A 23,360-nucleotide genomic window follows, 5' to 3' on the forward strand; every position below is an offset into this window, starting at 1 on the left:
ATGAGTAAAAACGTTGTTGTTATTGGTACCCAATGGGGTGACGAAGGTAAAGGTAAAATTGTTGACTGGTTGGCCGAGTCAGTGCACGGTGTCGTGCGTTTTCAGGGGGGGCATAATGCTGGACATACCCTTTGGATCAATGGTCAACGCACCGTTTTACGCTTAATTCCTTCTGGGATTATGCATCCGCATGTGTATTGTTATATTGGTAATGGCGTGGTCTTGTCACCACAAGCCCTGATCTCAGAGATCCAAGAGCTCGAAAGCGCTGGCATTAAGGTACGCGATCGCCTCAAAATCTCCGAAGCGTGTCCCTTGATTTTGCCATATCACGTGGCTATTGACCAAGCCCGCGAAAAAAGCAAAGCGGATCAAAAAATCGGCACCACAGGCCGAGGTATCGGTCCAGCCTACGAAGACAAAGTCGCGCGTCGTGCCATTCGCGTACAAGACCTCTATAGCGATAAGCTCGATGAAAAATTACAAGCTGTGATCGACTATCATAATGTCGAATTGCAACACCTAGGCGCCGCCAGTATTGATTTTGCTACGGTGCGCGAGGAGATCCGAAGCTTAGCCGAACAAATCGCACCGATGGTAGCTGATGTTTCTGCCTTGTTATATCGTGCCCAAAAAGCGGGTAAATCCTTGCTTTTTGAAGGTGCCCAAGGGGCCTTATTAGACGTTGATCACGGTACTTATCCGTTTGTGACCAGCAGCAACTGCCTGGCTGGTCAAGCGTCAGCCGGTGCTGGTGTTGGTCCACAAAGCCTGCACTATGTCTTGGGTATCACCAAGGCTTATTGTACACGCGTCGGTTCCGGCCCATTCCCGACCGAGCTCGATAATGAAACCGGTGCTCACATTGCTAAAGTAGGGCAAGAATTTGGTGCCGTCACTGGCCGCCCACGCCGCTGTGGCTGGTTTGATGGCGCCGCCCTAAAACGCTCAGTCATTATTAATGGCATTAGTGGTTTATGTGTCACTAAGCTTGATGTCTTGGACGACTTAGCAGAAATTGGTCTGTGTGTGGGTTACAAAATCAATGGTGAGACCATCGATTTATTACCGTATGGCGCTGACAAGGTGGCTCAAGCCGAAGCCATTATTGAAACCTATCCAGGTTGGCAATCCTCAACCAAAGGTCTAAAAGAGTACGACAAACTCCCTGAAAATGCGCGTAAATTGCTGGAGCGTATTGCAGAAATTTGCGAAGTGCCAATTGCCATGATCTCCACAGGCCCCGATCGCTCAGAAACGATTCTCTGCCAAGATCCATTTGCTTTAACTAAAGCATCATAGGGTTTATAATAGGGGTTTTACCTAGGATAACTTATGAGCACCTTGCCAAAAAGCACCGAGACTGATGAGTGGGTGAGTTGGGAGCAGTACCACCGCCTAATCGAAGAATTGACCTTACAGGTTTATCATTCTGATTGGAAGTTTGACGTTATCGTCTGTTTGGCAAGGGGCGGCGTGCGCGTAGGCGACGTGATGTCCCGCATCTATGATGTGCCATTGGCCATCCTGGCCACCAGTAGCTATCGCGAAGCGGCCGGAACCATCCAGAGCACGTTGGATATTGCTGAATTCATCACCATTACTAAAGGCACCCTCAGTGGGCGTGTTCTATTGGTCGATGATATGGTGGATACGGGGCATACCTTCAATAAGGTGCGTGAGCATTTGCTTGCCCAATTCCCCCAAATCGAAGAACTGCGTTCAGCTGTTTTGTGGTGGAAAGGCCACTCTACTGTACAACCTGACTATTATGTCAAAAAGCTCGATACCAACCCTTGGATTCATCAGCCTTTTGAGGATTATGATACGATTCGACCACACCAACTCGAGGCGTGGATGCGAAAAGGTATACAAAACAATTAAAATATGCTATCATCCTAGATTAAATTTAATCTTAAGTAGTTGTAATTTATAGATTAATTTATTTAGGGTAAAAGATAAAAGTGTATTGATCCTAAGTAAAGTTCAGTATTTAGTAAAATTTAATCAGTGCTGAAGCGTAGACGTGTTGATAAAGTGTTTTAGCGTTTTAGACTTTAGGTCATAGGACTATAGAGCCTTCGACTTCGATTTGGCCGCTGCTTATCGGTATCGGTGTTGATCGAATAGGCACTATAGGCTAGAGGGATACTAAAAGGTTGCCAAAGTTAGCAAAAGCTTGTCGAAGGCTTACCAAAGAGTTAGCAAAGGCTTTTTAGTGCTGGCATAGAGTGTTATAGAGTAGCACGTTATCAGTAACACGTTATCGTCGGATAAAGACGGTGATAAGCTGGTCGTTAGGCCACATTATGGTCTACTATATCGTCCTCAGGGGCTATGAAGTGCTAATGATTTAATACACTAAGCACTTACGGATTTATCGTAATATCAGCTTGATTGAGTCACTGATTAAATCACTGATTAAATCACTAAAGGAACCGCTTACTTAGTTGCTGCCACTAGGTTTATGTCAGTGGCTAGATCCTACACTTAACTTTCTAATAATTTTTTTAACTCACTAAAAGTTTATATTACATGCCATACATTCGCGTCAAAGAAAATGAGCCGTTCGAAGTTGCTTTACGTCGCTTCAAACGCACTATCGAAAAAACTGGTCTTCTTACTGAATTACGTGCTCGTGAATACTACGAGAAACCTACTGCAGAGCGCAAACGCAAACACGCTGCAGCGGTTAAACGTCACTACAAACGTATCCGTAGTCAACAATTACCACCGCGCCTATACTAATTCTTAGCGATTGTTCATTCAGCAAAGGTCTTGGTGACGAGAGGGTTTGCTAAGATAGGATGGGCGTAGACAATGAGTTCGCGTCCATCCATAGTTAATCCTTTTATAAAAAGTTGATATTCTTTTTAATAACTGCCCACCAAGACTGAGCGCCTAGTGATAGCGCCTAACTTAGTTTTCATGGCATTTCTAGGTGAGTGTGATGCTAAACTGTCATTCAATCGCAAAGCAGTACACGCTTAAAATACGCGTTTAGCCTAGCTATCAGCAATGTTTTAATAAGCGATGACATATATAAGGCTCGCACAAGTCAGTATCTAGATCAATGCATCACTCAGGATGCTAGGACTTAGCCAGCTAACTGCTGACTTATTTTAAGCCGACTGAATACTCGCGCAGATTCCTTATTTTCAGGCATAATAAATTCTAATTTCTTGTAAATTGGGATTTATTATGCCCTTTGCTGTTTGTACTGACCCGACAGCATTTTGTTCCCATCCAATTGTTTAAGAGCGCCCGCGTGATCCCAGAAGACTTTATTCAACAATTGCTAGAACGCGTCGATATTACCGATGTTGTCGGGCAATATGTGCAATTAAAGAAGGGCGGTAGTAATCTTTTGGGCTTATGTCCTTTTCATCAAGAAAAAACACCGTCTTTTACCGTCAGTCCTAGTAAGCAGTTCTATCATTGTTTTGGTTGTGGCGCTCACGGCACAGCGATTAAATTTTTGATGGAGCATACTGGCCAAAGCTTCCCTGAAGCCGTCAAAAGCTTAGCGCAATCTGTGGGCATGGAAGTGCCCCAAAAAGAATATAGTCCCTCCCAAAAAGCGAAGTTCAAACAGCAAAAAACCGAAAAAGAATTACTCACCGATGCGCTGAATCGAGCCGAACAGCATTACTATGATTTACTCAAGCGCAAAACCTTAGGCATAGAGGCGCATGCCGAAAAGCGTCTCAATGAAGCGGCGCTTTATCTCAAAGGCCGGGGGATTAGCGGGCAAACAGCCAAAAAATTTCGGCTTGGTTGGTCTGGCCATGATCGCCAAAGTCTGGCCACAGTGTTCGCCGATTATCAAAGCAATGAGCATTTAATCACCAGTGGTTTGGTCATAGAAAACCAGCAAGGTTTACGCTATGACCGTTTTCGTAGTCGCGTCATGTTTCCGATCCGCAATGCGCGAGGTCATATGATTGGTTTCGGTGGCCGTGTCTTGGGTAAGGGCCAACCTAAGTACTTGAACTCGCCCGAAACCCCGTTATTTAATAAGTCCAAAGAGCTTTACGGTTTATGGGAAAACCGCCAAAGTATCCGCAAAGCGGGGCAGGTGTTGGTGGTTGAAGGCTATATGGATGTGGTCAGCTTGGCCAATGCCGGCCTAGACTATGCGGTGGCGACCTTAGGTACTGCTACGAGCGGTGCGCACATTCAGCAACTGATCAAAGTCAGTGACAGAATTGTTTTTAGTTTTGATGGTGACGCCGCCGGTCAAAAAGCCGCTTGGCGTGCTTTGCAATCATGCTTGCCGTTGCTCCAAGATGACCTCTCTATACGGTTTTTGTTCTTACCTGCAGAACATGATCCGGATAGCTATGTACAAGCATACGGTAAGGCGCAGTTTGAGGATTTACTCAAAAATGCCCAAACCCTATCGAGCTATTTGTTCGCGCAACTACAACAACGCTATGACTTGCAACAAGCAGAAGGTAGAGCCGCCTGCTTACATGCGTTTTATGACTTGTGGCAACAGTTGCCAGCGATTAATCTGACACTCCAAATTCAAAACGAATTGGCGCGGCTTTTGCAGCTGACACACGATGAAATGCAACAAGCCTTATGGCAACGACAACAGCAACAAGAGCAGCGTCAAGCCCATTATCCAGGTTTGGCGACCTCGGGCAGCGCCACTGCCACTCACTCACACCAAGCGGCGCCAGCCAATAGTCCAGACGATGATGATCCTTTTGCCGCACTCTCTAGCGGACATTCGGGCTCATCATCACCGCCGCCTGCGTCACGACCTTCACGCTATCGGTCGCATACGCCTTCGACACCATCGCGCAGTCGTACCACACCGTTGTCTAAGCGCCTCCTGACATTGCTCCTCATGCATCCCGACTTATTCGAGCAAATTAATGAAAGGCAGTTAGAGGTGCTCAGTCGGCATCCCCATTTAGGTTTAGTTGTGGAATTTGTCGCCTTTGTGCAAAGTCAGGCGGGCAGAAATTTAGCCATCTGGATGCAGCAATTGAGCCCACAAGATCGGCTCTATCAAGTGCTTTTAGGTTTACAAACAGAGGCGAGCCAGTTAGAACCTTTGCCTCAACCGTTGCAAGAATGGCAAGATGCGTTGCGTAAGATCGAATTGGAAAATCTACTCTCTGAGCAGCAAGACTTAGTGGATAAGGGCTTACAGACCGATAGCGCCCGTAAACGTTACCAAACCTTAAATGCACGTATACGTATCTTAAAGTAGGTATAAATCGGATACATGTTATAATATTAGGTTACCTATGACTGCTAATGCTGCAAATAGAGCACCTGCAAATAGGACAATTTCAAACGATAGGACATCGCTCTGCAAGCGCTAAACTCTTATCCCTCTTATACAGCGAGAGCCCTTATAAGCTAAGCGAGGACATCGGTCTAAGGCCGCCAAAAGTAGCCTCAGGTTGCCAAAAGCAGTTCAAAGCCACCTCAAGCAGCACAAAAAGGCTGGTATGTTGCTTCTTATCTGGCTCTTTGGGGTGGCAGATGTGGTGGATAAAGGTAGCGCTGGCAAGCAAATGGTGAGTTAAGCCTTACGCGTCTCTCCATGTTAAGCCCTCAGTGTCGCTAGCAAAGATATGGCTTGCTAGGCGGCATGTTTTAAGGACGATGCTTGGGATTGTTTGCGAGCGATCGTAATATGGTGGGTACCTTTTTAGGTAAAAGAAGACTGTGTATGTAGGGGAAGGGCTTGGCTTTGATGGCATCAAATGTCAGCTAAGTTTAAACACTTTGCAGCGAGTTTTAAATACGTTCACTCTGAATGCCTTGGCGTCTCGTGAGCATAGACAATGGTTTTTAGGCGTTTTGTAATTAGCGCATATAAGGTAACGATAAATCGCCTTTTGGGGCTTAATTTACTTGAAATTTATTCATTAATCCCTATGTAATGTGATAACTTCTTAGTTTTTAGAAGCGACACCGTTTATCGGTATTTTCTTAATTTAATTATTCTTGGTTTAAGGTGACAATTTCAATGTCTAACAGCAAATCTCAATCTACGACACCAGCAAAAACTCCAAAAAAAACCACGGCTGCTCAAGCGGATACGACACAAGCCCAGAATACTACGGTCAATCCTAGCGCTACCCCAAAAGCGCCTGCTACTCGTCGCAAAACGAACAAAAGCAGTACACGCAAAACGTCAAGCACGGCGACCACTCAAACTAAAGAAAATCCGAGCTCAGAGGAAGCGCTTGCACTAAGTGCAGAGAGTGCCGCAGAGTCCTCTACGACGGCGCAAAAAGCCCCAGCCAGGAAACGCGCGGCCAAGAAAGCGAGCGCCAAAAAAGCCGCTAGCAAAAGCACCGCTAAACGTGCCCCAAAGTCCAAAAGCACCGCTAAAAAAGCCAGTGCCAATAAAGCGCAATTGCAAGATGACGATGATGATCAATTAGATAATGATCATGATTTTGACGATTATGATGATAACGACGACGATTACGATGAGGATCAAGACGCCGCGTTCATCGAAAAAGAAGAAAGCAAAATCTCTAATAGTAAGCAATCTCGCAAAAAAAGCGGCTCAAAATCCAAAACAGTCAAAGAAAGCGGTAGTCGTAAAACCATTAATCTCGAAGAGCGTCGTAAACGCTTACGTGAATTAATCCAATTGGCCAAAGATCGTGGCTATATCACGTTTGCTGACGTCAATGACTCCTTGCCAGAAGATTTGGTCGATTCCGATGCGATGGATAGCATTATTGCGACCTTCCACGAAATGGGCCTCACCGTTTACGATCAAGCACCGAGTGCCGAAGATTTACTTCTCAATGATCCAAATCCTGTCAACGATGACGATGTTGACGACGATGCCGAAGCGGCTCTGACGACAGTCGACTCTGATTTTGGTCGTACGACCGATCCTGTTCGCATGTATATGCGTGAAATGGGTTCAGTGAATTTGCTAAGCAAAGAAGGCGAGATCGAAATTGCTAAACGTATTGAGGGTGGCCTCAAACACATGCTAATGGCGATCGCGACCTTCCCTCGTACCATTCGAGAAATCCTCGATCACATCGAAAAAGTCAAAAACAAACAAGCGCAAATTGAGGATATTGTTGACGGTTTACTCGATGAAAATGGCGAAGAATATGCGGGTTCAGGAGCTTCTGAAGACGGTGAAGATGCACCTGCCGGCGGTATGAGTAGCAAGCAACTCGAGACCCTACGCGTGGAGTCCTTTGACAAATTTGCACGCATCGAGAAATCCTTCAACAAAATGCTTGACGAGCACAAAGCAGGGCATTACAAATCTGCGGCTTACAATAAGCACCAACAAGCGATTCTCAACGAATTAATGGGCGTGCGTTTGACCTCTAAAATGGTGGAACGCCTCAGTAATATCTTGCGCGAAAAAGTGGCCGAAGTTCGTGCGCTTGAGCGCAGCGTGTTAGATGCCTGCGTTGAACGCGTCGGTATGCCACGCGCCGACTTTATTGCGTCTTTCAAGAACAATGAAACGAATTTAGAGTGGATCCATCAAGAAATCGCAAAAAATCCGCCGTATGTAGAGAGCTTGTTGCGTGCAGTACCAGACGTACAGGAATTACAACAACAAATTCATGCTATTGAAGAAGAGGTCTTGCTTCCGATTAGCGACCTTAAAGACATTAACAAACGCATGATTAATGGTGAAACCACTGCCAAGAAAGCCAAACAAGAAATGATTGAGGCTAACTTGCGCTTAGTGATTTCTATTGCCAAAAAATACACCAATCGTGGTTTGCAGTTCTTGGATCTGATCCAAGAGGGTAATATTGGTCTCATGAAAGCCGTTGATAAATTCGAATATCGCCGTGGTTATAAATTCTCTACCTATGCCACCTGGTGGATTCGTCAGGCCATTACCCGTTCCATTGCTGACCAGGCACGCACGATTCGTATTCCAGTGCATATGATCGAGACCATCAATAAGATGAATCGTATCAATCGCCAAATTCTCCAAGAAACTGGCCTAGAGCCTGATCCAGCCACGTTAGCCCAAAAAATGGACATGCCTGAGGATAAGGTTCGCAAAATCCTCAAAATCGCCAAAGAACCGATTTCTATGGAAACTCCTATCGGTGACGACGATGATTCACATTTAGGTGATTTTATCGAGGACGTGCAAACGACTGCACCAGTAGAGAGCGCTCTACAAGGCTCTATGCGCGATGCCTTCCGTGAGGTCTTGGATTCACTTACACCAAGAGAAGCTAAAGTGCTCCGCATGCGTTTTGGGATTGGCATTAGTACCGATCAAACGCTCGAGGAAGTGGGTAAACAATTTGACGTGACCCGTGAACGTATTCGTCAAATAGAAGCCAAGGCTTTACGTAAATTGCGTCATCCAAGTCGTGCAGACAAACTCAAAAGCTTTTTAGGTGGTAATAACGACTAGTATTTAATGGAAGGAATCCCTATGACGACTTATACGTTCGAACCAGCACCGCGCGCCGCCATCCCTGTTGAAGGCAGCGAGCAAGTTTTTCCAGTACGTCGTATTTATTGCGTGGGCAAAAACTACGCCAATCATGTCAAGGAAATGGGCGGTGATCCGAGTCGTCAGCCCCCTGTGTTTTTCACTAAGGCCAGTGATGCTCAGTCCTTACTCGTCGTCGATCCGCAACAAACTGTGGAATTGCCGTATCCACCACAAACCACTAATTTGCACTATGAGGGTGAATTAGTGGTGGCCTTGGCCAAAGGTGGTCGTCACATTGCAGTGGAACACGCGGCGCAACATATTTTTGGTTATGCTGTAGGTTTGGATATGACCCGTCGCGATTTACAGCAACAAATGCGCGAAGCGGGTTTGCCTTGGGATATTGCCAAAGCCTTTGATTATGCCGCGCCCATCGGTCACATCAAGCCCATCCAAGCCACGGGTGAATTGACCGAGGGCCATTTACAGTTATCTGTAAACGATACTGTCAAACAAAATGGCCAATTCAGCGATATGATCTGGTCTGTCAACGAAACCATTGCTAAACTTTCAGAACTCTTCGAATTGCAGGCGGGCGATATCATCTACACAGGAACGCCAGAAGGCGTGGGCCCAGTACAAAAAGGTGATGTCATCCACGTGACTGTCGATGATTTACCCAGCATTAACGTCAAACTCGTGTAATTTCAATCTTTTAACTGAAGCTGGACCGCAATGTTCAGCTTTTTTATTATGACAAACGCTTCCACAGCTAGCGCAGCAGACGATATTATTGTCTCTATCAAAGATCTCAAAAAATCTTACAAAAATGGTTTTACCGCTCTACATGGAGTCAATCTCGATATTAAACGCGGCGAAATCCTGGCACTTCTCGGTCCCAACGGTGCTGGCAAAACCACGATGATTGGTATTATTACAGGCTTAGTGAATGCCAGCAGTGGTCAAGTTCTGATCAATGGCCTCGATATCCAAAAAGATTATCGTCAAGTGCGCCCACTGGTTGGTCTCGTGCCCCAAGAGCTCCTGACCGAGTCCTTCGAAAAAGTCTACGATACCGTCGCCTATAGCCGTGGTCTCTTCGGCAAAAAAGCCGATCCTGCCAAAATCGAGCAAATCCTCAAAGATCTTCATCTTTGGGATAAGCGTGACAATCGTATCCTTAGTCTCTCAGGCGGTATGAAACGCCGCGTGCTTATTGCTAAGGCCTTGGTGCATGATCCTGAAGTCTTATTCTTGGACGAGCCGACCGCTGGCGTCGACGTAGAACTGCGTCGTGATTTGTGGCGTATGGTCAGTCGCTTAACCGAACAGGGTATGACGATTATTTTGACCACCCACTATATCGAAGAGGCCGAAGATATGGCCGATCGTATTGCTGTCATTAATCACGGGCGGATTTTATTGGTCCAAGACAAAGACAAACTCATGGGCCAGTTAGGTAAAAAAGAACTCAGCTTGCATTTAGTACAAGCGCTAACTAGCCTTCCTGAATGCCTACACGATTGGCCGATTCGCCTCGAAAACCATGGCCACACCTTAGTCTATACCTATTCACGTGAACACCAGCGGCAGAACAGTTTTAATGTGTTACTGTCAAAACTACTCGAAGAAAATATCCAAATCAGTGATATTCACTCCTCTGAAAGTAGTTTAGAAGATATTTTTGTTTCGCTCGTCAAAGAAAATGCCTAATGGGCGCTTGCTAAATCGCCGTATCTAGCGTTTTTTGTCAACACTGACCACTGCTGTTTACCTTCTCCTTAAGGAACTTGTATGAATTGGCTTGCCGCCTTTACCATTTATAAATATGAAGTTAAACGTGCTTGGCGCACGTTATTACAAAGCCTTTTAGCCCCCGTCATTTCAACCGCTTTGTACTTTGTGGTGTTTGGCAGTGCCATGGGGTCCCGTATAGGCAATATTGGTGATGTCAGTTACGGTGCCTTTATTGTGCCAGGATTGATGATGATGACTCTCATGGGGCAGAGTGTCTCCAACGCCTCTTTTGGCATATATATGCCGCGTCATAATGGGGCAATTTATGAAATTCTCTCGGCGCCGGTTTCTTACAAAGAAGTGATTCTGGGCTTTGTGGGTGGGGCCGCCACTAAGAGTGTCATTATTGCCTTATTAATCCTGATCACGGCCTCATTTTTTGTTGATTTTGAGGTACAACATCCCTTCATGATGGTCGTATTTCTCGTGCTGACGGCTATTACCTTCTCTATGTTTGGCTTTATTATTGGCTTGTGGGCCGATGGTTTTGAAAAACTGCAAATTATCCCGCTGATGGTGATTACCCCCTTAACCTTTTTGGGTGGTGCTTTTTACTCTATCGACATGCTGCCTGGGATTTGGAACAAAGTGGCTTTACTCAATCCCTTAGTGTATTTAATCAGTGGTTTTAGATGGAGTTTTTATAGTAGTAGTGACGTTAGCCCCTTAGTGAGCTTTAGCATTATTATTTTATTCCTCGTCTTATGCTCTAGCTTGGTGGCTTGGCTTTTTAAAACGGGTTATCGACTGAAGGATTAATAAGGGGGTGCGGCCTAATTAAGCGACCGTCTGATCTTTTAATGATCAGTCGTACCAATCTTGCGGAACTAAAGCTACTCAACGACCGCTGTACACACAGCATCGACGAGCAGCTAGACGTAAAAAAGCCTCCCATCCATGGGAGGCTTTTTTGTACGGACACTAAGGCAATTCTTTAGTCAAGTTTACGTAAGTGTGGGAATAGCAAGACATCACGAATGCTAGGGCTGTCGGTCAATAACATGATCAGGCGATCAATACCAATGCCGCAACCACCCGCATAAGGCATGCCGTATTCCAAGGCGCGAATATAATCGGCATCGTAATACATGGCTTCTTCGTCACCCGCATCCTTGGCTTCCACTTGGGCACGGAAACGCGCCGCCTGATCTTCGGGATCATTCAACTCCGAAAAGCCGTTGGCGATTTCTCGGCCAGTAATGAATAATTCAAAACGCTCCGTAATGTCTGGGTTGGCATCGCTCGCACGTGCTAGGGGCGAGACTTCCACAGGGTAATCAACAATAAAGGTCGGCTGCCACAATTGTGCTTCAGCGGTTTCTTCAAATAAAGCAAGTTGCAAAGCACCAATTTCGGCACGTTGCATCACAGCACCATCGACATCGACCTTAAATTGTCTTAATTCATTGCGCAAAAAGTCTTTGTCCTGCAGTTGTTCAGCCGTGTATTGCGGCGCATATTTAAGAATGGCTTCGGTAATGGTTAAGCGATCAAACGGTTTTTCTAGGTCTAATTCACGCTCTTGGTGAGTCAGCACCGCGGAACCTAGCGTACGTTTAGCGGTTTCCCGAATCAAATTCTCGGTGAAATTCATCATCCACTCGTAGTCTTTGTAGGCCGCATAAAATTCCATCATGGTGAATTCTGGATTATGGCGTGGACTGACACCTTCATTACGGAAATTGCGATTGATCTCAAACACCCGCTCAAAACCACCGACAACCAAGCGTTTGAGATAAAGTTCTGGGGCAATACGCAAATACATATCCATATCGAGCGCATTGTGATGCGTAATAAAAGGTTTAGCGGCAGCACCACCTGGAATAGGGTGCAGCATCGGCGTTTCGACCTCGATGAATTCATTATCGAGCATTAAATTACGAATCACACCAATCGCTTTACTACGGGTTTTGAAGGTTTGGCGCGTTTGCTCATTCATAATCAAATCAACATAACGCTGACGATAGCGTGTTTCTTGATCGGCTAAACCATGGAATTTGTCAGGAAGGGGACGTAAGGACTTCGCGATAAGGGCCAATTCTTGTACACGAATAGATAACTCGCCCTTATTGGTTTTAAAGATCTCACCACGAGCACCGACAATATCACCTATATCTAAGCGCTTGAAATCCTCATACGCGTCTTCACCCAGCACACCCTTATCTAAATACAATTGAATCCGACCCGAGCCATCTTGGATGGTGGCAAAACTGGCCTTACCCATGACCCGCTTGAGCATGATTCGACCGGCAACACTGGCCTGCTGGGCTTGCTCGGCTAAAGTCTCCTTGCTGGCTTCAGCAAAAGCTTGTTGTAACTCGTCAGCATGGTGTTGCGGTTGGAATTTATTTGGAAAAGGATTGCCTTGCTGGCGTAGTGCCGTGAGTTTGTCGCGGCGTTCAGCAATTAAATGATTCTCGTCTGTGGAGGTTTGATCTTGGCTTGTCATAATAATAAATAGCGATGTTTAGATAATATTGTTGATATGGTCAATAATAGGATCACCAAATTCTGGCGTCGTCATGTACTCAATAATGGCTAGGGCCACTTCTTGAGGGCTCCGTAGTTCATGCTCAGCATGTAGCCGCAAAAAACGCTCAATATTTGGAAAATCCTCTTCAGATTGACGGCGGATATTGGCTTGCATATCGGTATCTACCACGCCTGGCGCCATGGCGACCAATTTCGCGTGTTGTACCTCGCTTTGTGCGACTTTAGTGTACATATCCAGGGCGGCTTTACTGGCACAGTATACGCCCCAGCCCTCGGTGGCTCGATGTGCGGCACCGGAGCTGATATTGACCACCTTGGTTAGGCGATCTTGAGTGGCTTCTAAAAAGCAACTACAGAGTCGCATCACTTGCACCACATTGAGGTTAAAGGCTTGACTAATGGTTTGCGCGCTGGTCCGTGCTAAGCCGTTGAATTGCTTCATGGGGCCCAAGGTGCCTGCATTGTTGATTTGCCAATACTCATCAAACGCGTGAGTTTGTAAATAGGCACTGAGGCCTTGGCATAACTGATCGATTTGCTGACAATCGCTCAGATCACAGGCTTCAAAGCGCAGCTCGCAAGCACTTTGAGTCGCCAAGGCTTGCAGTTCTGCGCTTGGGTGTCTTGCAACTACGAGTAGCGTATCGGCATAGGGGAGAGCAGCTTTAGCGAGCGCAAGCCCGAGACCGCGGGAGGCTCCCGTGACCATGACAAAACGTTTCATTTAGACTCCTTGCTTAAGACTGGCTTCAATAAAGGGATCCAAATCGCCATCCAACACTTTTTGCGTATTAGAAATCTCTACGTTGGTACGTAAATCTTTGATGCGACTTTGATCGAGAACATAGGAGCGAATCTGATGGCCCCAACCCACATCGGTTTTGGCGTCTTCAAGGGATTGTTGCTCTTGCATGCGCTTGCGCATCTCTAATTCGTACAATTTCGAGCGTAACATCGACATCGCTTCGGCACGATTACGATGTTGCGAACGGTCATTTTGACATTGCACCACAATCCCAGTGGGTTCGTGCGTAATACGCACGGCCGAGTCAGTTTTGTTAATGTGTTGACCACCTGCACCACTGGCGCGATAAGTATCAATACGTAAATCAGCCGGGTTGATCTCAATCTCGATGGAATCGTCAACCTCTGGATACACATACAAACTCGCAAAAGAAGTATGGCGACCATTATTTGAGTCAAATGGACTCTTACGCACTAAGCGGTGCACACCACTCTCGGTACGTAATAAGCCAAAGGCGTATTCACCTTCGACCTTGAGGGTAGCGGATTTAATGCCTGCCACATCCCCCGGAGACTCTTCGAGTACCTCGACCTTAAAACCTTTGTTCTCGCAGTAACGAAGATATTGGCGCAACAGCATAGAGGCCCAGTCCTGAGCCTCGGTACCCCCAGCACCGGATTGAATATCAATAAAGCAGTTTAATGGATCGGCGGGATTGGAGAACATACGACGGAACTCAAAGCCCTTAATGGTTTTTTCAAGCGACTTAGCGCTTGTTTCAATAGCCTTGAGGGTTTCGTCATCCTCTTCTTCTTGGGCTAATTGCAGAATATCTTGGTTGTCAGCAATGTCTTGCTGTAATTGTTCTAAGACCAAGACCACATCGTCGAGACGCTTTTTTTCTTTGCTAAGTTTCTGAGCATGCTCAGGATCATTCCAAATCTCTGGATTTTCGAGTTCTAGATTGACAACTTGTAGGCGCTCGCTCTTTTGGTCGTAGTCAAAGATACCCCCGTAGGGCAAGCTCTCTGGCGCTCAAATCCTCTAATTTGGCGCTAATTGCGTTTTGACGTTCTGCTTCCATGCTAATACCAATAAAAAGATAGTAAACCCAATATTTTAAGCGTTTGTGCTGTATAAGTGTCAGCAAGTGGGTAAATCTGCAAAATGAGTCTTTTTGATTTTGGCTGGATGGCGTAGCGGCCAACCCCCAAGCAAACGGCACTAAGTGATTACCAAGAATGCCCCGTCACCTGTCCAAACGAGCCGCCCACGGTGCCAATCATGCCATCAATTTGTCGACTAATCGGGGTCGCGTCGGCACAGCCCGCCAAACCCACAGCCAATAGACTAAGCGGCAGCACTATGCGTAGTGCACGTCGTAAGCAAGACCGCAAAGCAAAATGTCGCATTTAAAAAAGCCTCCCTCTAAAAAGCCTCCGTGGCGTGTCGAACTAATAACTGTACTTTGCTTAAGCCTTGCCATTCATTATTATCCAATTCATAGGCCACCTCGATGTATTCAGGCAAAGGATCAACATGATTAAACCAAATCGCTTCAAATAATTGTTGGTTTTTTTCTAGGACTAAGCGACTATGTTTTTCTTTGAGAATAAGATGTTTGCGCAGACGAAAAACATCACAAAAAACGGGATTAGGAAAACCTGTGCCCCATACTTGTTGTTGCAGTAACTGGGCATTTTGTACCGTCACTAATTGATTATCCAGTGGACCATCCGTTTCTAGTACGGCCTCAAATTTTTGTTTACCCGTCATGCTGACAACCGCTTCGTGCAGGGCTTGGCGAAAAAGAGGCAAATCTTGTTCGAGGATAGATAGCCCCGCTGCCATGGAGTGGCCACCAAATTTAAGCAGTAGTTTAGGATGTTTTTTAGAGACCCAGTCAAGGGCATCGCGCAAATGCACATCCGGCACTGAACGACCAGAGCCTCGCAATTCATGATCATCACCCCGAGCAAAGGCAAATACCGGCTTCCAGAATTTTTCTTTGAGACGCGAGGCAACTAAGCCAATCACCCCTTGATGCCAACCGGGCTCATACACACAAATCGCCGCTAGTTCATTCAGTGCTGTATTGTTTTCGAGCACTTCTAAAGCATCCTCGTTCATGTGAGATTCGATGCTACGACGTTGCAAATTAATGTTATTGAGTTGCGTGGCTAATTCAAAGGCCTCATCGTAATTATCGGTGAGCAAGCAGTGAATGCCAATACTCATATCTTGTAAACGGCCGGCGGCGTTGATACGCGGACCGATTTTGTAGCCCAAATCCATAGTGCTGGCGCGCCGATAATCGGCTCCCGCCACATCAAATAAAGCCTTAATACCGGCCGCCATTTGACCATTACGCATACGTCGTAAGCCTTGCGACACTAAAATCCGATTATTGGCATCGAGTTTCACCACATCGGCCACCGTACCCAGGGCGACAATATCCGTCAGTTGATTCAGATTGGGCTCGGGCTTGTGCGCAAAGGCGCCGCGTTGTCGTAATTCAGCACGCAGTGCAATTAAAACATAAAAAATCACACCGCAACCCGCCATGCTCTTAGACGGAAATTGACAGCCTTTTTGGTTTGGATTAACAATGGTTAAGGCCTCGGGCACCTCATCGGCCGGCAAGTGGTGGTCCGTCACAATCACATCAATGCCGAGGGCCTTGGCTGCAGCCACACCATCGATACTGGCAATCCCGTTGTCGACCGTGACAATCAGATCCGGTAGGGGATCAAAGCGCTTTTGGATGACTTCAATCACGGCTGGAGATAAACCATACCCTGTCTCAAAACGATTCGGCACCATAAAGTCGACGTTGGCGCCAAACATCGACAGGCCGCGCAAGCCAATAGCGCAGGCGGTGGCGCCATCACAATCGTAGTCAGCCACAATCAAAATGGATTTTTTGGCGGCAATGGCATCAGCCAAGAGTTGCGCGGCTTTTTGGCAGTTTAAAAGCTGGCCGGGCGAGAGCAAATGGCGCAAATCATATTGCACTTCTTGTAATTGCTCGATACCGCGGGCGGCAAATAACCGCGCCAAAATAGGCGCCACGCCGGCTGCTTGCAGTGATTCTTGGGCTTTGGGGTTAGTCGGACGGGTTTCTAAAATGATTGAAGCCACCATTGATTCCATTGTTTATTGCTCTTATTCAGTGTTTGTAGAAGGCGTTTAGCGCCCCATGGTTTAGTGCGAGTCAACGTTTTTAGCTCCTCAGGTCCAGTGAAAATGAACCGAGTGTGCGGCCTCGCTTTCCAGGCCTGTGCCATAAAGTCTGAGAGGCCATTAAAGCCTTGTAGCCAAGCGCCCCAATCCTGTTTTCTGAAAGCCGGTTCTAAGACATCGATATAGGCGAGCGCATGATCACCTTGTTCAAAAACCTCATAAGTCAGACCCTGGTAGCTGGCAGTGTGCCAGCGCTGTTGGCTGTCAGGACGGATGTGTGCTGGTAACTTGCCAAAAATCCAGGCACTATTAATGGCAGGCAACCCCGCTACATGGCGCGCTTGATTGACGGCACTCTGAAAGCATTGCATTTGAATTTCATTAAGTAGCACTCTGAGCCCCTTGTATTGGGCGCTTTTGGGCCAGTATTCATGCACCAGTTGCGAGGCCATTTTGGCGCTGCTTTGTGGCGCTGCTACAATACTGTCTGGCAAGCTAATGAGCCATCTATCTTGACGGTGATCGTATACAGTGATGTTTTTTTCGGCCAATAAAGGGGCTAGCTCTGTGAATAATTGCTGCCGATGCTCGTTGCTAATGTGCAGTTCTTTGGCGGGAATTAAGCCACTGTGCTGCTGGTCAATCTCAAAGTGACAAAGCTCTAACAACGCCAATGGCTGCGTTTGCGGTGTCGACAATGGGCTTTTTAGGAGACTCAAAAAAGGCAATACATCAAGCAGCGGGGAATTTGCTGACGCTGTGTAGCCATAATGATTTAAAATCACAGCTTCACTGCTGCTGCAGCCCTGCTGCTGATCGAGGCGCTCGACCTGGTGGGTCGCGTGTTTGAGCACTTGCCGTAAGGCATGTTGGGGGCTGATATGCGCGCTAATTTCGGTAGCAAGATCGACGGGCAATACGGCGTCGCTAATTAATATATCCATCGCTCTATTGTAATTGTTTAACGAGTAATTTTTAATGAAAAACTTATATGAATTTTGGATTGGTCTGCGCTATGCGGGACTGAGCCGAGTGGCTGGCCGAGGCAAAAAAAAGGACCGCTATATCTCGGTCATCACGGGCAGTTCAATGGCCGGTATTGCCTTAGGAGTAGCCGCCTTGATCATTGTGATGTCTGTGATGAACGGCTTTCAGGTGCAAGTGCGAGATCGCATGTTGTCGGTCATCCCACATATTCAGGTCTTTAATATGAACCAAGATCCAGCCACGAGTCTTGAGCACTGGCAAGACTTGGCGCAACAAGCTGAACGTAATCCCGAAGTGATTGGTGCCTCTGCCTTTGTCTCGGCCACGGGGATGCTCAGTCGCAACGGCATGCTAAAGGGCGTAGAAATCCGTGGCATCGATCCCGTTAATGAAGGGCAGGTCTCTGAATTACCTGAGCAAATGGTGCAGGGCGATCTGCAACAACTCAAACAGGGCGCCTACAATATAGTATTGGGGGCAAATTTAGCGCAATCAATGGGGGTTCGTGTGGGCGATACCTTATTATTATTAAGTGCCCAAGGCTCTATCAACCCCTCTGGTTTTTCGCCACGGATGCGACAGTTTACCGTCTCTGGCATTTTTTCTTCAGGGCATGATCAATATGACTCGGGTGTCGCCTTTGTGGCAGCTCATGACGCCGCCGTGCTTTTTCGTGACAATGGTTATGCCGGCACTCGCCTCAAAATCAAACATATGATCGAAGCCCCCAAAGTCGCTATGGAACTCGTCAGTAGCATGCAGCCGGGCTTAATTATACGCGATTGGACCCAAGAAAACCGTACGTGGTTTGCCGCTGTCAAAACCGAAAAACGTATGATGTTCCTAATTCTTGCACTTATTGTCGCCGTCGCTGCCTTTAATCTCTTATCTTCACTTGTGATGGCCGTCAAAGATAAGCAATCGGATATTGCGATTTTGCGCACGCTCGGTGTCACCCAAAAATCGATTGCCTTAATCTTTTTAGTTCAGGGTGCACTGATTGGTATTGTAGGCACTTTTTTAGGTGTCTTATTTGGGTGTCTGATTGCCTACAATATTGATGTCATTATTCCGTTTTTTGAAAATATCTTTGGCGTCAAATTTATCAATGCCCAGATTTACTTTATTAGTGAATTGCCATCCAACCCAGAAATTAATGTGATTACTGTGATTGCACTCACTTCACTGATCTTGTCGCTATTGGCGACCCTTTATCCAAGTTGGCGCGCTTCTAAATTGCAACCTGCGGAGGTCCTACGTCATGACTAATTCATTCAAATCCCAACCGCAGGCACCAGAGATTGTGCTGCATGCCAAAGATATTCGTAAAAGTTATCAAGATGTAGACCATGAATTAGTCATCTTGGATGGCATTGATTTACAGGTCAAAAGAGGGGAGATGCTCACGATTGTCGGCGCCTCTGGTTCGGGTAAAAGTACCCTCATGCATATCCTAGGCTTGCTGGATAAGCCCAGCACGGGTGAAGTGATTATCAATGGTAAAACGACAGACAAATTATCAGAAAACCAATTGAGTCAGATTCGCAATCAACATTTAGGCTTTGTGTATCAGTTCCATCACTTATTGCCCGAGTTCTCGGCCTTAGACAATGTCGCCATGCCCCTGATTGTCAGACGCATGAGTCGCCATAAAGCGCGCCAAGCTGCCGAGCAAGTATTGGGCAAAGTCGGTTTAGCGGATCGAATGCAGCATAGCCCAGGGCAATTATCGGGCGGTGAGCGCCAACGCGTCGCTTTAGCACGCGCCTTGGTGACCAATCCGGTCTGCGTCTTGGCCGATGAACCTACGGGCAATCTCGATAGCAATACCGCGAGCCAAATGTTTGATTTACTCAAACAAATCAAAGCAACGTTTAATACCGCGTTTATTATCGTTACGCACGATCCAAAACTGGCACAACTCGCCGATCGCAAATTACAAATGGAACGCGGTCAATTGCTAGAAGTCGCTGCCTAAGGCACTAGCTGATTATCCTTAGGGCCGCCATGTTAATCGATAGCCATTGCCATCTTGATGCAGCCGAATTAGCGCCGGAACTGGATCACCATCTACGCCAGGCGCGAGCTAAAGGGGTGGTGGCCATGATTGTGCCCGCCGTTAAACCGCAAACCTTTAGCCAGGTACAAGCGGTGGCGCAGCGATATCCTGGGGTTTATTACACCCTGGGAATTCACCCCATGGTAGCTCATCAGTATACAGAGCGCGACCTCAAGCAATTGTCGGACACGGTCGCTCGGGCTATGCACGATCCACGCTTTGTGGGACTGGGTGAAATTGGCTTAGATTTTTTTGACAAAGAAAAGACGACGGATCAGCTAAAGACCCATCAGGAAACGTGTTTTCAGGTACAACTGGCGTTGGCGCGGCAATATGATCTTCCTGTGATCTTACACGTGCGCCGCGCCCAAGATAGGGTGCTTAAGTATTTACGCCAACGTCCAGGTCTTAAGGGCATTGCCCATGCTTTTAATGGCAGTCAACAGCAGGCTCAAGCCTTTATAGCCTTAGGATTTTGTTTGGGCTTTGGCGGCGCAGCGACGTTTGATCGTGCACGCCAGATCAGACGCTTAGCGCAAAGCATCCCTTTGCCACACCTGGTACTCGAGACGGACGCACCCTACGCGCTACCGGCTTGGCTCGGGCAAGGCCCGAATCAACCTGCAGAGCTATTGGGGATTGCCCAGACCATCGCGCAACTGCGGCAAATCCCAGTCGCCGAGCTCTCTCAACAAAGTAATCTGAATGTGTTAAAGTGTTTTCATCGAATCAACCCCATGGAGATTTTCGATGAAACTCTACTATAAACCTCGCGCCTGCTCACAGGCCGCTCATATCATCCTCTACGAGCTTGAACTCAAGCATTCTCTCGAAGAAGTCGACGTCAAAGAAAAACGCACCAAGTCTGGTAAGGACTTTAATGAAATCAATCCTAAGGGTTACGTACCTGCCCTTGAACTGGATAATGGCGTGATTTTGACCGAGAACTTTGCAGTCCTCACTTATCTGGCTGATCTCGTGCCTGCCAAGGATATCGCGCTGCAAAGCTCCAATGGCCTAGAAAGCTATTATGTAGCCGAGTGGTTGAGTTATGCGGGCACTGAGTTACACAAAAATTTTACGCCATTTTTCTACAAAGCCGAAGGCGCTTGGTTAGACTATGGCGTGCAAACGCTAAGCAAACGCCTCGATTATGTGGAGCAACATTTGGCCGACAAAGAATATCTCGTAGCCGACAAATTTACGATTGCAGATGCCTATTTATTTGTGATTTTGGGTTGGCTCGGCGTCACACCGCTAGAGCTTTCTCAATGGCCTAATCTTCAGGCCTATCGCGAACGCATCAAAGAGCGACCATCTGTGCAAAAAGCCTTTAAGGCCGAAGGTATCAGTGAATAAGCGTGATACATCAGTCGCTATTTTAAAATAAACCCCGCTGCATGCTAAGCGGGGTTTTTAGTATTGGTAGCCATGTGAATATTGGCAACCGAACCAATCTAGGGGTCACACTCTACCTAGTACTTTTTGGCGTCGTCCAATTCGTTAAGCAAGCGCACATAAATATCGTAGCGTGCCGGCGTAATTTCACCAGCATGCACGGCGGCAGTGATGGCACAGCCAGGTTCTTTGAGGTGACGACAATTATAAAAACGGCAGTGCCCCAGATGCGGTGTAAACTCAGGAAAACCACGGACAATCGCTTTGTCATCTAAATGCAGTAGTCCAAACGCCTGAAAGCCAGGCGAATCAATAATCGCCCCATCATCGTTTTCAAGGGCATAGAGACGACTTAAAGTGGTGGTGTGTTTACCGGTACCCAAGGCCTGCGAATGCGCTTGCGTAAAGGCCTGCGCCTGCGGTACAAGTATATTTAATATACTGGACTTACCCATGGCGCTTTGACCCAGTAGTAAACTCGTCTTGTGCTGCAACAACGGCCTTAGTTGCTGCTTAAGCGCCTCAGGCGCATGTGTACTCAGTTGTAGGATTTGATAACCCATCTGTTCATACACCGCCAGTTTTTGCTGCGCTGCGCTTAATTTATCGTGTAAATCGCATTTATTGAGGATAATCACCACCTCGATGCCTGCACTGGCAGCAGCAATTAGGGCACGACTTAATAAATCCTCCGAAAAACTCGGCTCGGTAGCGACCACAAAAAGCAATAAATCAATATTGGCCGCAAATTGTTTGCTACGCATTTGATCGGAGCGATACAACAGATTACGGCGCGGCAAAATCTGTTCAATCGTGGCCTCCGTCGTGCTCTGCGGCCGCAGTTCCACCCAATCACCTACACAGACCTCTTTTTTCTTGCCACGAGCATAGCAATGCCAAATCTTTTGGTCTTGCGCCAGCGCCGTATAATGGCGCCCATGCGCTGTGATAATACGGGCTTTGACCTTGGCTGAGTCCATAGGACTGGCCATTAGGCGCTCATCTGCGCTTGCAAATGCGCAATGCGTTCTGGGGCAGGGGGATGACTATAGTAGTAAGCCGTATAAATAGGATCAGAGGTCAACGTGCCAGAGTTTTTTTCGTAGAGTTTGAGTAAGGCGGCGACTAACTGCTGGGCATCACTATGTTGCGCCGCAAAGGCATCGGCTTGGAATTCATCTTTACGGGACATCCAACTACTTAAAGGAGTAAACCAAAAGGTAAAAATGGGTACAACCAAGGCAAACAATATTAAGGCATGGGCATAAGGGTAAAAGGCGATCTGCTCAGGTGAAACTCCCAAACCCGCATAAAACCAGGTTTGTTTAGCGACAAAGCCCAACACCGCAAAGAATAAAAAGGCTGCGAGCACCATTAGTAGCATGCGTTTGAGTACATGCTTGTGTTTAAAATGCCCCAATTCATGGGCCATGACGCTTTCAATTTCAGCCGGTTGCAACGTCTCAAGCAAGGTATCAAAAAACACAATACGACGGTTTTTACCAAAGCCCGTAAAAAAGGCATTGCCATGGGCACTGCGTTTGGAACTATCCATCACAAAAATCCCATTGAGGGCAAATTGGCAACGTTGCGCTAAGGCTTGGATGCGTGATTTCACCTCACCGTCTTGGATCGGACTGAATTTATTAAAAAGTGGCATCAAGAGCGTGGGACTGATGTACATCATCAAGCTAAAAAACAGCAAACTAAAGAGCCAGGCCCATAACCACCAGAGTTGCGTGCTTTGCATCAGATACAAAACCCCTAAGACTAAAAGTCCCCCAAGCAAGAGACTGAGCAAGTATTGTAAGAGTAAGTCCTTGATAAACAGGGCAGGGGTGCTGCGATTAAAACCAAATTTTTCTTCGAGTTTAAAGGTTTTGTACCAGCCAAAGGGGATCTGTAAGAGGTAAGACAGGGTGAACAGTATTAGAATTAAGCACAGGCCTTGCAATAAGCCAGGCAGCATCAGACGATTGAGACCCCGCGTTATCAGATCAATGCCGCCCATCAGGGTAAAGACCAAAAGAATCACATTTTCGTAGAGTAACTCAAACTGCGATAAACGCAAATTCTGTAAGGTGTAAGCAGCCGATTTACGATGCGCTTGAAGACTGATTTGCTCTCTAAACGTGGCCGGGACGGTATCGGCATGGGCATGGACATAGCGGCTTTGACGTACATTTAGCCAGGTTTTTATGGCAAATTGCACAATCAAAAAAATCACAAAAATTAAAGTAAAAAAACTCGCTTGCATACGCCCATTGCTTCCT

At 46.8% G+C, this 23,360-nt stretch carries 21 protein-coding genes; 13 read left to right on the top strand and 8 right to left on the bottom strand.

The genetic code is table 11. The features are described 5' to 3' along the window. The 9 genes from Q335_RS0106890 (at position 1) to Q335_RS0106930 (ending at position 10,981) form a co-directional block, all read left to right on the top strand. Positions 1 to 1,302 carry an adenylosuccinate synthase gene (locus Q335_RS0106890; protein ID WP_028357990.1) on the top strand — a complete coding sequence of 434 codons (1,302 nt, stop codon included), beginning with the start codon at positions 1 to 3 and terminating at the stop codon, positions 1,300 to 1,302. Between the two features lie 33 nt (positions 1,303 to 1,335). Continuing rightward, positions 1,336 to 1,884: a phosphoribosyltransferase gene (locus tag Q335_RS0106895; protein ID WP_028357991.1), complete on the top strand. Its 549-nt coding sequence runs from the start codon at positions 1,336 to 1,338 to the stop codon at positions 1,882 to 1,884. Between the two features lie 651 nt (positions 1,885 to 2,535). Further along, positions 2,536 to 2,748 carry a 30S ribosomal protein S21 gene (gene rpsU, locus Q335_RS0106900; protein WP_028357992.1) on the top strand — a complete coding sequence of 71 codons (213 nt, stop codon included), beginning with the start codon at positions 2,536 to 2,538 and terminating at the stop codon, positions 2,746 to 2,748. A gap of 520 nt (positions 2,749 to 3,268) precedes the next feature. Further along, complete coding sequence (dnaG, locus tag Q335_RS0106905; RefSeq protein ID WP_028357993.1) at positions 3,269 to 5,227, top strand: DNA primase; 1,959 nt, start codon at positions 3,269 to 3,271, stop codon at positions 5,225 to 5,227. Positions 5,228 to 5,423: 196 nt separating this feature from the next. Then, on the top strand, positions 5,424 to 5,549 hold the full coding sequence (locus tag Q335_RS10420) for a hypothetical protein (protein ID WP_281172912.1): 126 nt from the start codon (positions 5,424 to 5,426) through the stop codon (positions 5,547 to 5,549). Between the two features lie 446 nt (positions 5,550 to 5,995). Continuing rightward, complete coding sequence (gene rpoD, locus Q335_RS09640) at positions 5,996 to 8,401, top strand: RNA polymerase sigma factor RpoD (protein ID WP_084493581.1); 2,406 nt, start codon at positions 5,996 to 5,998, stop codon at positions 8,399 to 8,401. 21 nt (positions 8,402 to 8,422) lie between these two features. Continuing rightward, positions 8,423 to 9,130, top strand: a complete 708-nt coding sequence (locus Q335_RS0106920) for a fumarylacetoacetate hydrolase family protein (protein WP_028357994.1) — start codon at positions 8,423 to 8,425, stop codon at positions 9,128 to 9,130. Positions 9,131 to 9,178: 48 nt separating this feature from the next. Beyond that, positions 9,179 to 10,138, top strand: coding sequence for an ABC transporter ATP-binding protein (locus Q335_RS0106925; protein ID WP_038369723.1), 960 nt, complete (start codon positions 9,179 to 9,181; stop codon positions 10,136 to 10,138). An 81-nt stretch (positions 10,139 to 10,219) separates the two neighbouring features. Further along, positions 10,220 to 10,981, top strand: coding sequence for an ABC transporter permease (locus Q335_RS0106930; protein WP_028357996.1), 762 nt, complete (start codon positions 10,220 to 10,222; stop codon positions 10,979 to 10,981). A gap of 175 nt (positions 10,982 to 11,156) precedes the next feature. Here the strand turns inward: Q335_RS0106930 and lysS are convergent, their stop codons facing one another. The 6 genes from lysS to Q335_RS0106960 all read right to left on the bottom strand — a co-directional run bounded on the left by lysS (position 11,157) and on the right by Q335_RS0106960 (position 17,587). Continuing rightward, complete coding sequence (gene lysS / locus Q335_RS0106935) at positions 11,157 to 12,671, bottom strand: lysine--tRNA ligase (RefSeq protein WP_028357997.1); 1,515 nt, start codon at positions 12,669 to 12,671, stop codon at positions 11,157 to 11,159. An 18-nt stretch (positions 12,672 to 12,689) separates the two neighbouring features. Continuing rightward, positions 12,690 to 13,439: an SDR family NAD(P)-dependent oxidoreductase gene (locus Q335_RS0106940; protein ID WP_028357998.1), complete on the bottom strand. Its 750-nt coding sequence runs from the start codon at positions 13,437 to 13,439 to the stop codon at positions 12,690 to 12,692. Continuing rightward, positions 13,440 to 14,544 (bottom strand): peptide chain release factor 2 gene (gene prfB, locus Q335_RS0106945; RefSeq protein WP_156929903.1). Its coding sequence is split into 2 segments (ribosomal slippage): positions 13,440 to 14,462 and positions 14,464 to 14,544, totalling 1,104 coding nucleotides; the frame shifts between segments, so codons are not numbered across the junction. Positions 14,545 to 14,692: 148 nt separating this feature from the next. After that, the gene (locus Q335_RS0106950; RefSeq protein WP_028358000.1) at positions 14,693 to 14,872 is read right to left on the bottom strand and encodes a hypothetical protein; all 180 of its coding nucleotides are present in this window, start codon (positions 14,870 to 14,872) and stop codon (positions 14,693 to 14,695) included. Between the two features lie 16 nt (positions 14,873 to 14,888). Next, positions 14,889 to 16,613, bottom strand: a complete 1,725-nt coding sequence (recJ, locus tag Q335_RS0106955; RefSeq protein WP_425393519.1) for a single-stranded-DNA-specific exonuclease RecJ — start codon at positions 16,611 to 16,613, stop codon at positions 14,889 to 14,891. After that, complete coding sequence (locus tag Q335_RS0106960) at positions 16,583 to 17,587, bottom strand: hypothetical protein (protein WP_028358002.1); 1,005 nt, start codon at positions 17,585 to 17,587, stop codon at positions 16,583 to 16,585. Before Q335_RS0106960 ends, recJ begins: the two co-directional genes overlap by 31 nt. A gap of 34 nt (positions 17,588 to 17,621) precedes the next feature. On the opposite strand from Q335_RS0106960, the gene Q335_RS0106965 reads away from it, so the two are divergent. The 4 genes from Q335_RS0106965 to gstA are packed head-to-tail and all read left to right on the top strand — an operon-like array spanning position 17,622 to position 21,048. Then, the gene (locus Q335_RS0106965; protein WP_038369629.1) at positions 17,622 to 18,899 is read left to right on the top strand and encodes a lipoprotein-releasing ABC transporter permease subunit; all 1,278 of its coding nucleotides are present in this window, start codon (positions 17,622 to 17,624) and stop codon (positions 18,897 to 18,899) included. Beyond that, a complete protein-coding gene (gene lolD / locus Q335_RS0106970; protein ID WP_211248254.1) occupies positions 18,892 to 19,608 on the top strand; it encodes a lipoprotein-releasing ABC transporter ATP-binding protein LolD in 717 nt (238 codons plus the stop codon). Before Q335_RS0106965 ends, lolD begins: the two co-directional genes overlap by 8 nt. 29 nt (positions 19,609 to 19,637) lie before the next feature. Then, positions 19,638 to 20,456, top strand: a complete 819-nt coding sequence (locus Q335_RS09645; RefSeq protein WP_038369631.1) for a TatD family hydrolase — start codon at positions 19,638 to 19,640, stop codon at positions 20,454 to 20,456. After that, the gene (gene gstA, locus Q335_RS0106980; RefSeq protein ID WP_028358005.1) at positions 20,440 to 21,048 is read left to right on the top strand and encodes a glutathione transferase GstA; all 609 of its coding nucleotides are present in this window, start codon (positions 20,440 to 20,442) and stop codon (positions 21,046 to 21,048) included. The genes Q335_RS09645 and gstA overlap by 17 nt, the downstream gene beginning before the upstream one ends. Positions 21,049 to 21,164: 116 nt before the next feature. On the opposite strand, the gene rsgA is transcribed toward gstA, so the two are convergent. Continuing rightward, positions 21,165 to 22,067 (bottom strand): ribosome small subunit-dependent GTPase A, encoded by a 903-nt coding sequence (gene rsgA, locus Q335_RS0106985; protein ID WP_028358006.1) that lies wholly within the window; start codon positions 22,065 to 22,067, stop codon positions 21,165 to 21,167. A gap of 11 nt (positions 22,068 to 22,078) precedes the next feature. Then, a complete protein-coding gene (locus Q335_RS0106990) occupies positions 22,079 to 23,344 on the bottom strand; it encodes a M48 family metallopeptidase (RefSeq protein WP_028358007.1) in 1,266 nt (421 codons plus the stop codon). Between the last annotated feature and the right edge of the window lie 16 nt (positions 23,345 to 23,360).

It is taken from the genome of Brackiella oedipodis DSM 13743 (genome assembly GCF_000621025.1).
In the GTDB taxonomy this organism is placed as follows: Bacteria; Pseudomonadota; Gammaproteobacteria; order Burkholderiales; family Burkholderiaceae_B; genus Oligella; species Oligella oedipodis.

Excerpts from the sequence above, each read along its gene's own strand:
- Q335_RS0106890 (WP_028357990.1), top strand. The coding sequence starts at position 1 with ATGAGTAAAAACGTTGTTGTTATTGGTACCCAATGGGGTGACGAAGGT.
- Q335_RS0106895 (WP_028357991.1), top strand. The coding sequence starts at position 1,336 with ATGAGCACCTTGCCAAAAAGCACCGAGACTGATGAGTGGGTGAGTTGG.
- rpsU (WP_028357992.1), top strand. The coding sequence starts at position 2,536 with ATGCCATACATTCGCGTCAAAGAAAATGAGCCGTTCGAAGTTGCTTTA.
- rpoD (WP_084493581.1), top strand. The coding sequence starts at position 5,996 with ATGTCTAACAGCAAATCTCAATCTACGACACCAGCAAAAACTCCAAAA.
- Q335_RS0106920 (WP_028357994.1), top strand. The coding sequence starts at position 8,423 with ATGACGACTTATACGTTCGAACCAGCACCGCGCGCCGCCATCCCTGTT.
- Q335_RS0106925 (WP_038369723.1), top strand. The coding sequence starts at position 9,179 with ATGACAAACGCTTCCACAGCTAGCGCAGCAGACGATATTATTGTCTCT.
- Q335_RS0106930 (WP_028357996.1), top strand. The coding sequence starts at position 10,220 with ATGAATTGGCTTGCCGCCTTTACCATTTATAAATATGAAGTTAAACGT.
- lysS (WP_028357997.1), bottom strand. The coding sequence starts at position 12,671 with ATGACAAGCCAAGATCAAACCTCCACAGACGAGAATCATTTAATTGCT.
- Q335_RS0106940 (WP_028357998.1), bottom strand. The coding sequence starts at position 13,439 with ATGAAACGTTTTGTCATGGTCACGGGAGCCTCCCGCGGTCTCGGGCTT.
- Q335_RS0106950 (WP_028358000.1), bottom strand. The coding sequence starts at position 14,872 with ATGCGACATTTTGCTTTGCGGTCTTGCTTACGACGTGCACTACGCATA.
- recJ (WP_425393519.1), bottom strand. The coding sequence starts at position 16,613 with ATGGAATCAATGGTGGCTTCAATCATTTTAGAAACCCGTCCGACTAAC.
- Q335_RS0106960 (WP_028358002.1), bottom strand. The coding sequence starts at position 17,587 with ATGGATATATTAATTAGCGACGCCGTATTGCCCGTCGATCTTGCTACC.
- Q335_RS0106965 (WP_038369629.1), top strand. The coding sequence starts at position 17,622 with ATGAAAAACTTATATGAATTTTGGATTGGTCTGCGCTATGCGGGACTG.
- lolD (WP_211248254.1), top strand. The coding sequence starts at position 18,892 with ATGACTAATTCATTCAAATCCCAACCGCAGGCACCAGAGATTGTGCTG.
- Q335_RS09645 (WP_038369631.1), top strand. The coding sequence starts at position 19,638 with ATGTTAATCGATAGCCATTGCCATCTTGATGCAGCCGAATTAGCGCCG.
- gstA (WP_028358005.1), top strand. The coding sequence starts at position 20,440 with ATGAAACTCTACTATAAACCTCGCGCCTGCTCACAGGCCGCTCATATC.
- rsgA (WP_028358006.1), bottom strand. The coding sequence starts at position 22,067 with ATGGACTCAGCCAAGGTCAAAGCCCGTATTATCACAGCGCATGGGCGC.
- Q335_RS0106990 (WP_028358007.1), bottom strand. The coding sequence starts at position 23,344 with ATGCAAGCGAGTTTTTTTACTTTAATTTTTGTGATTTTTTTGATTGTG.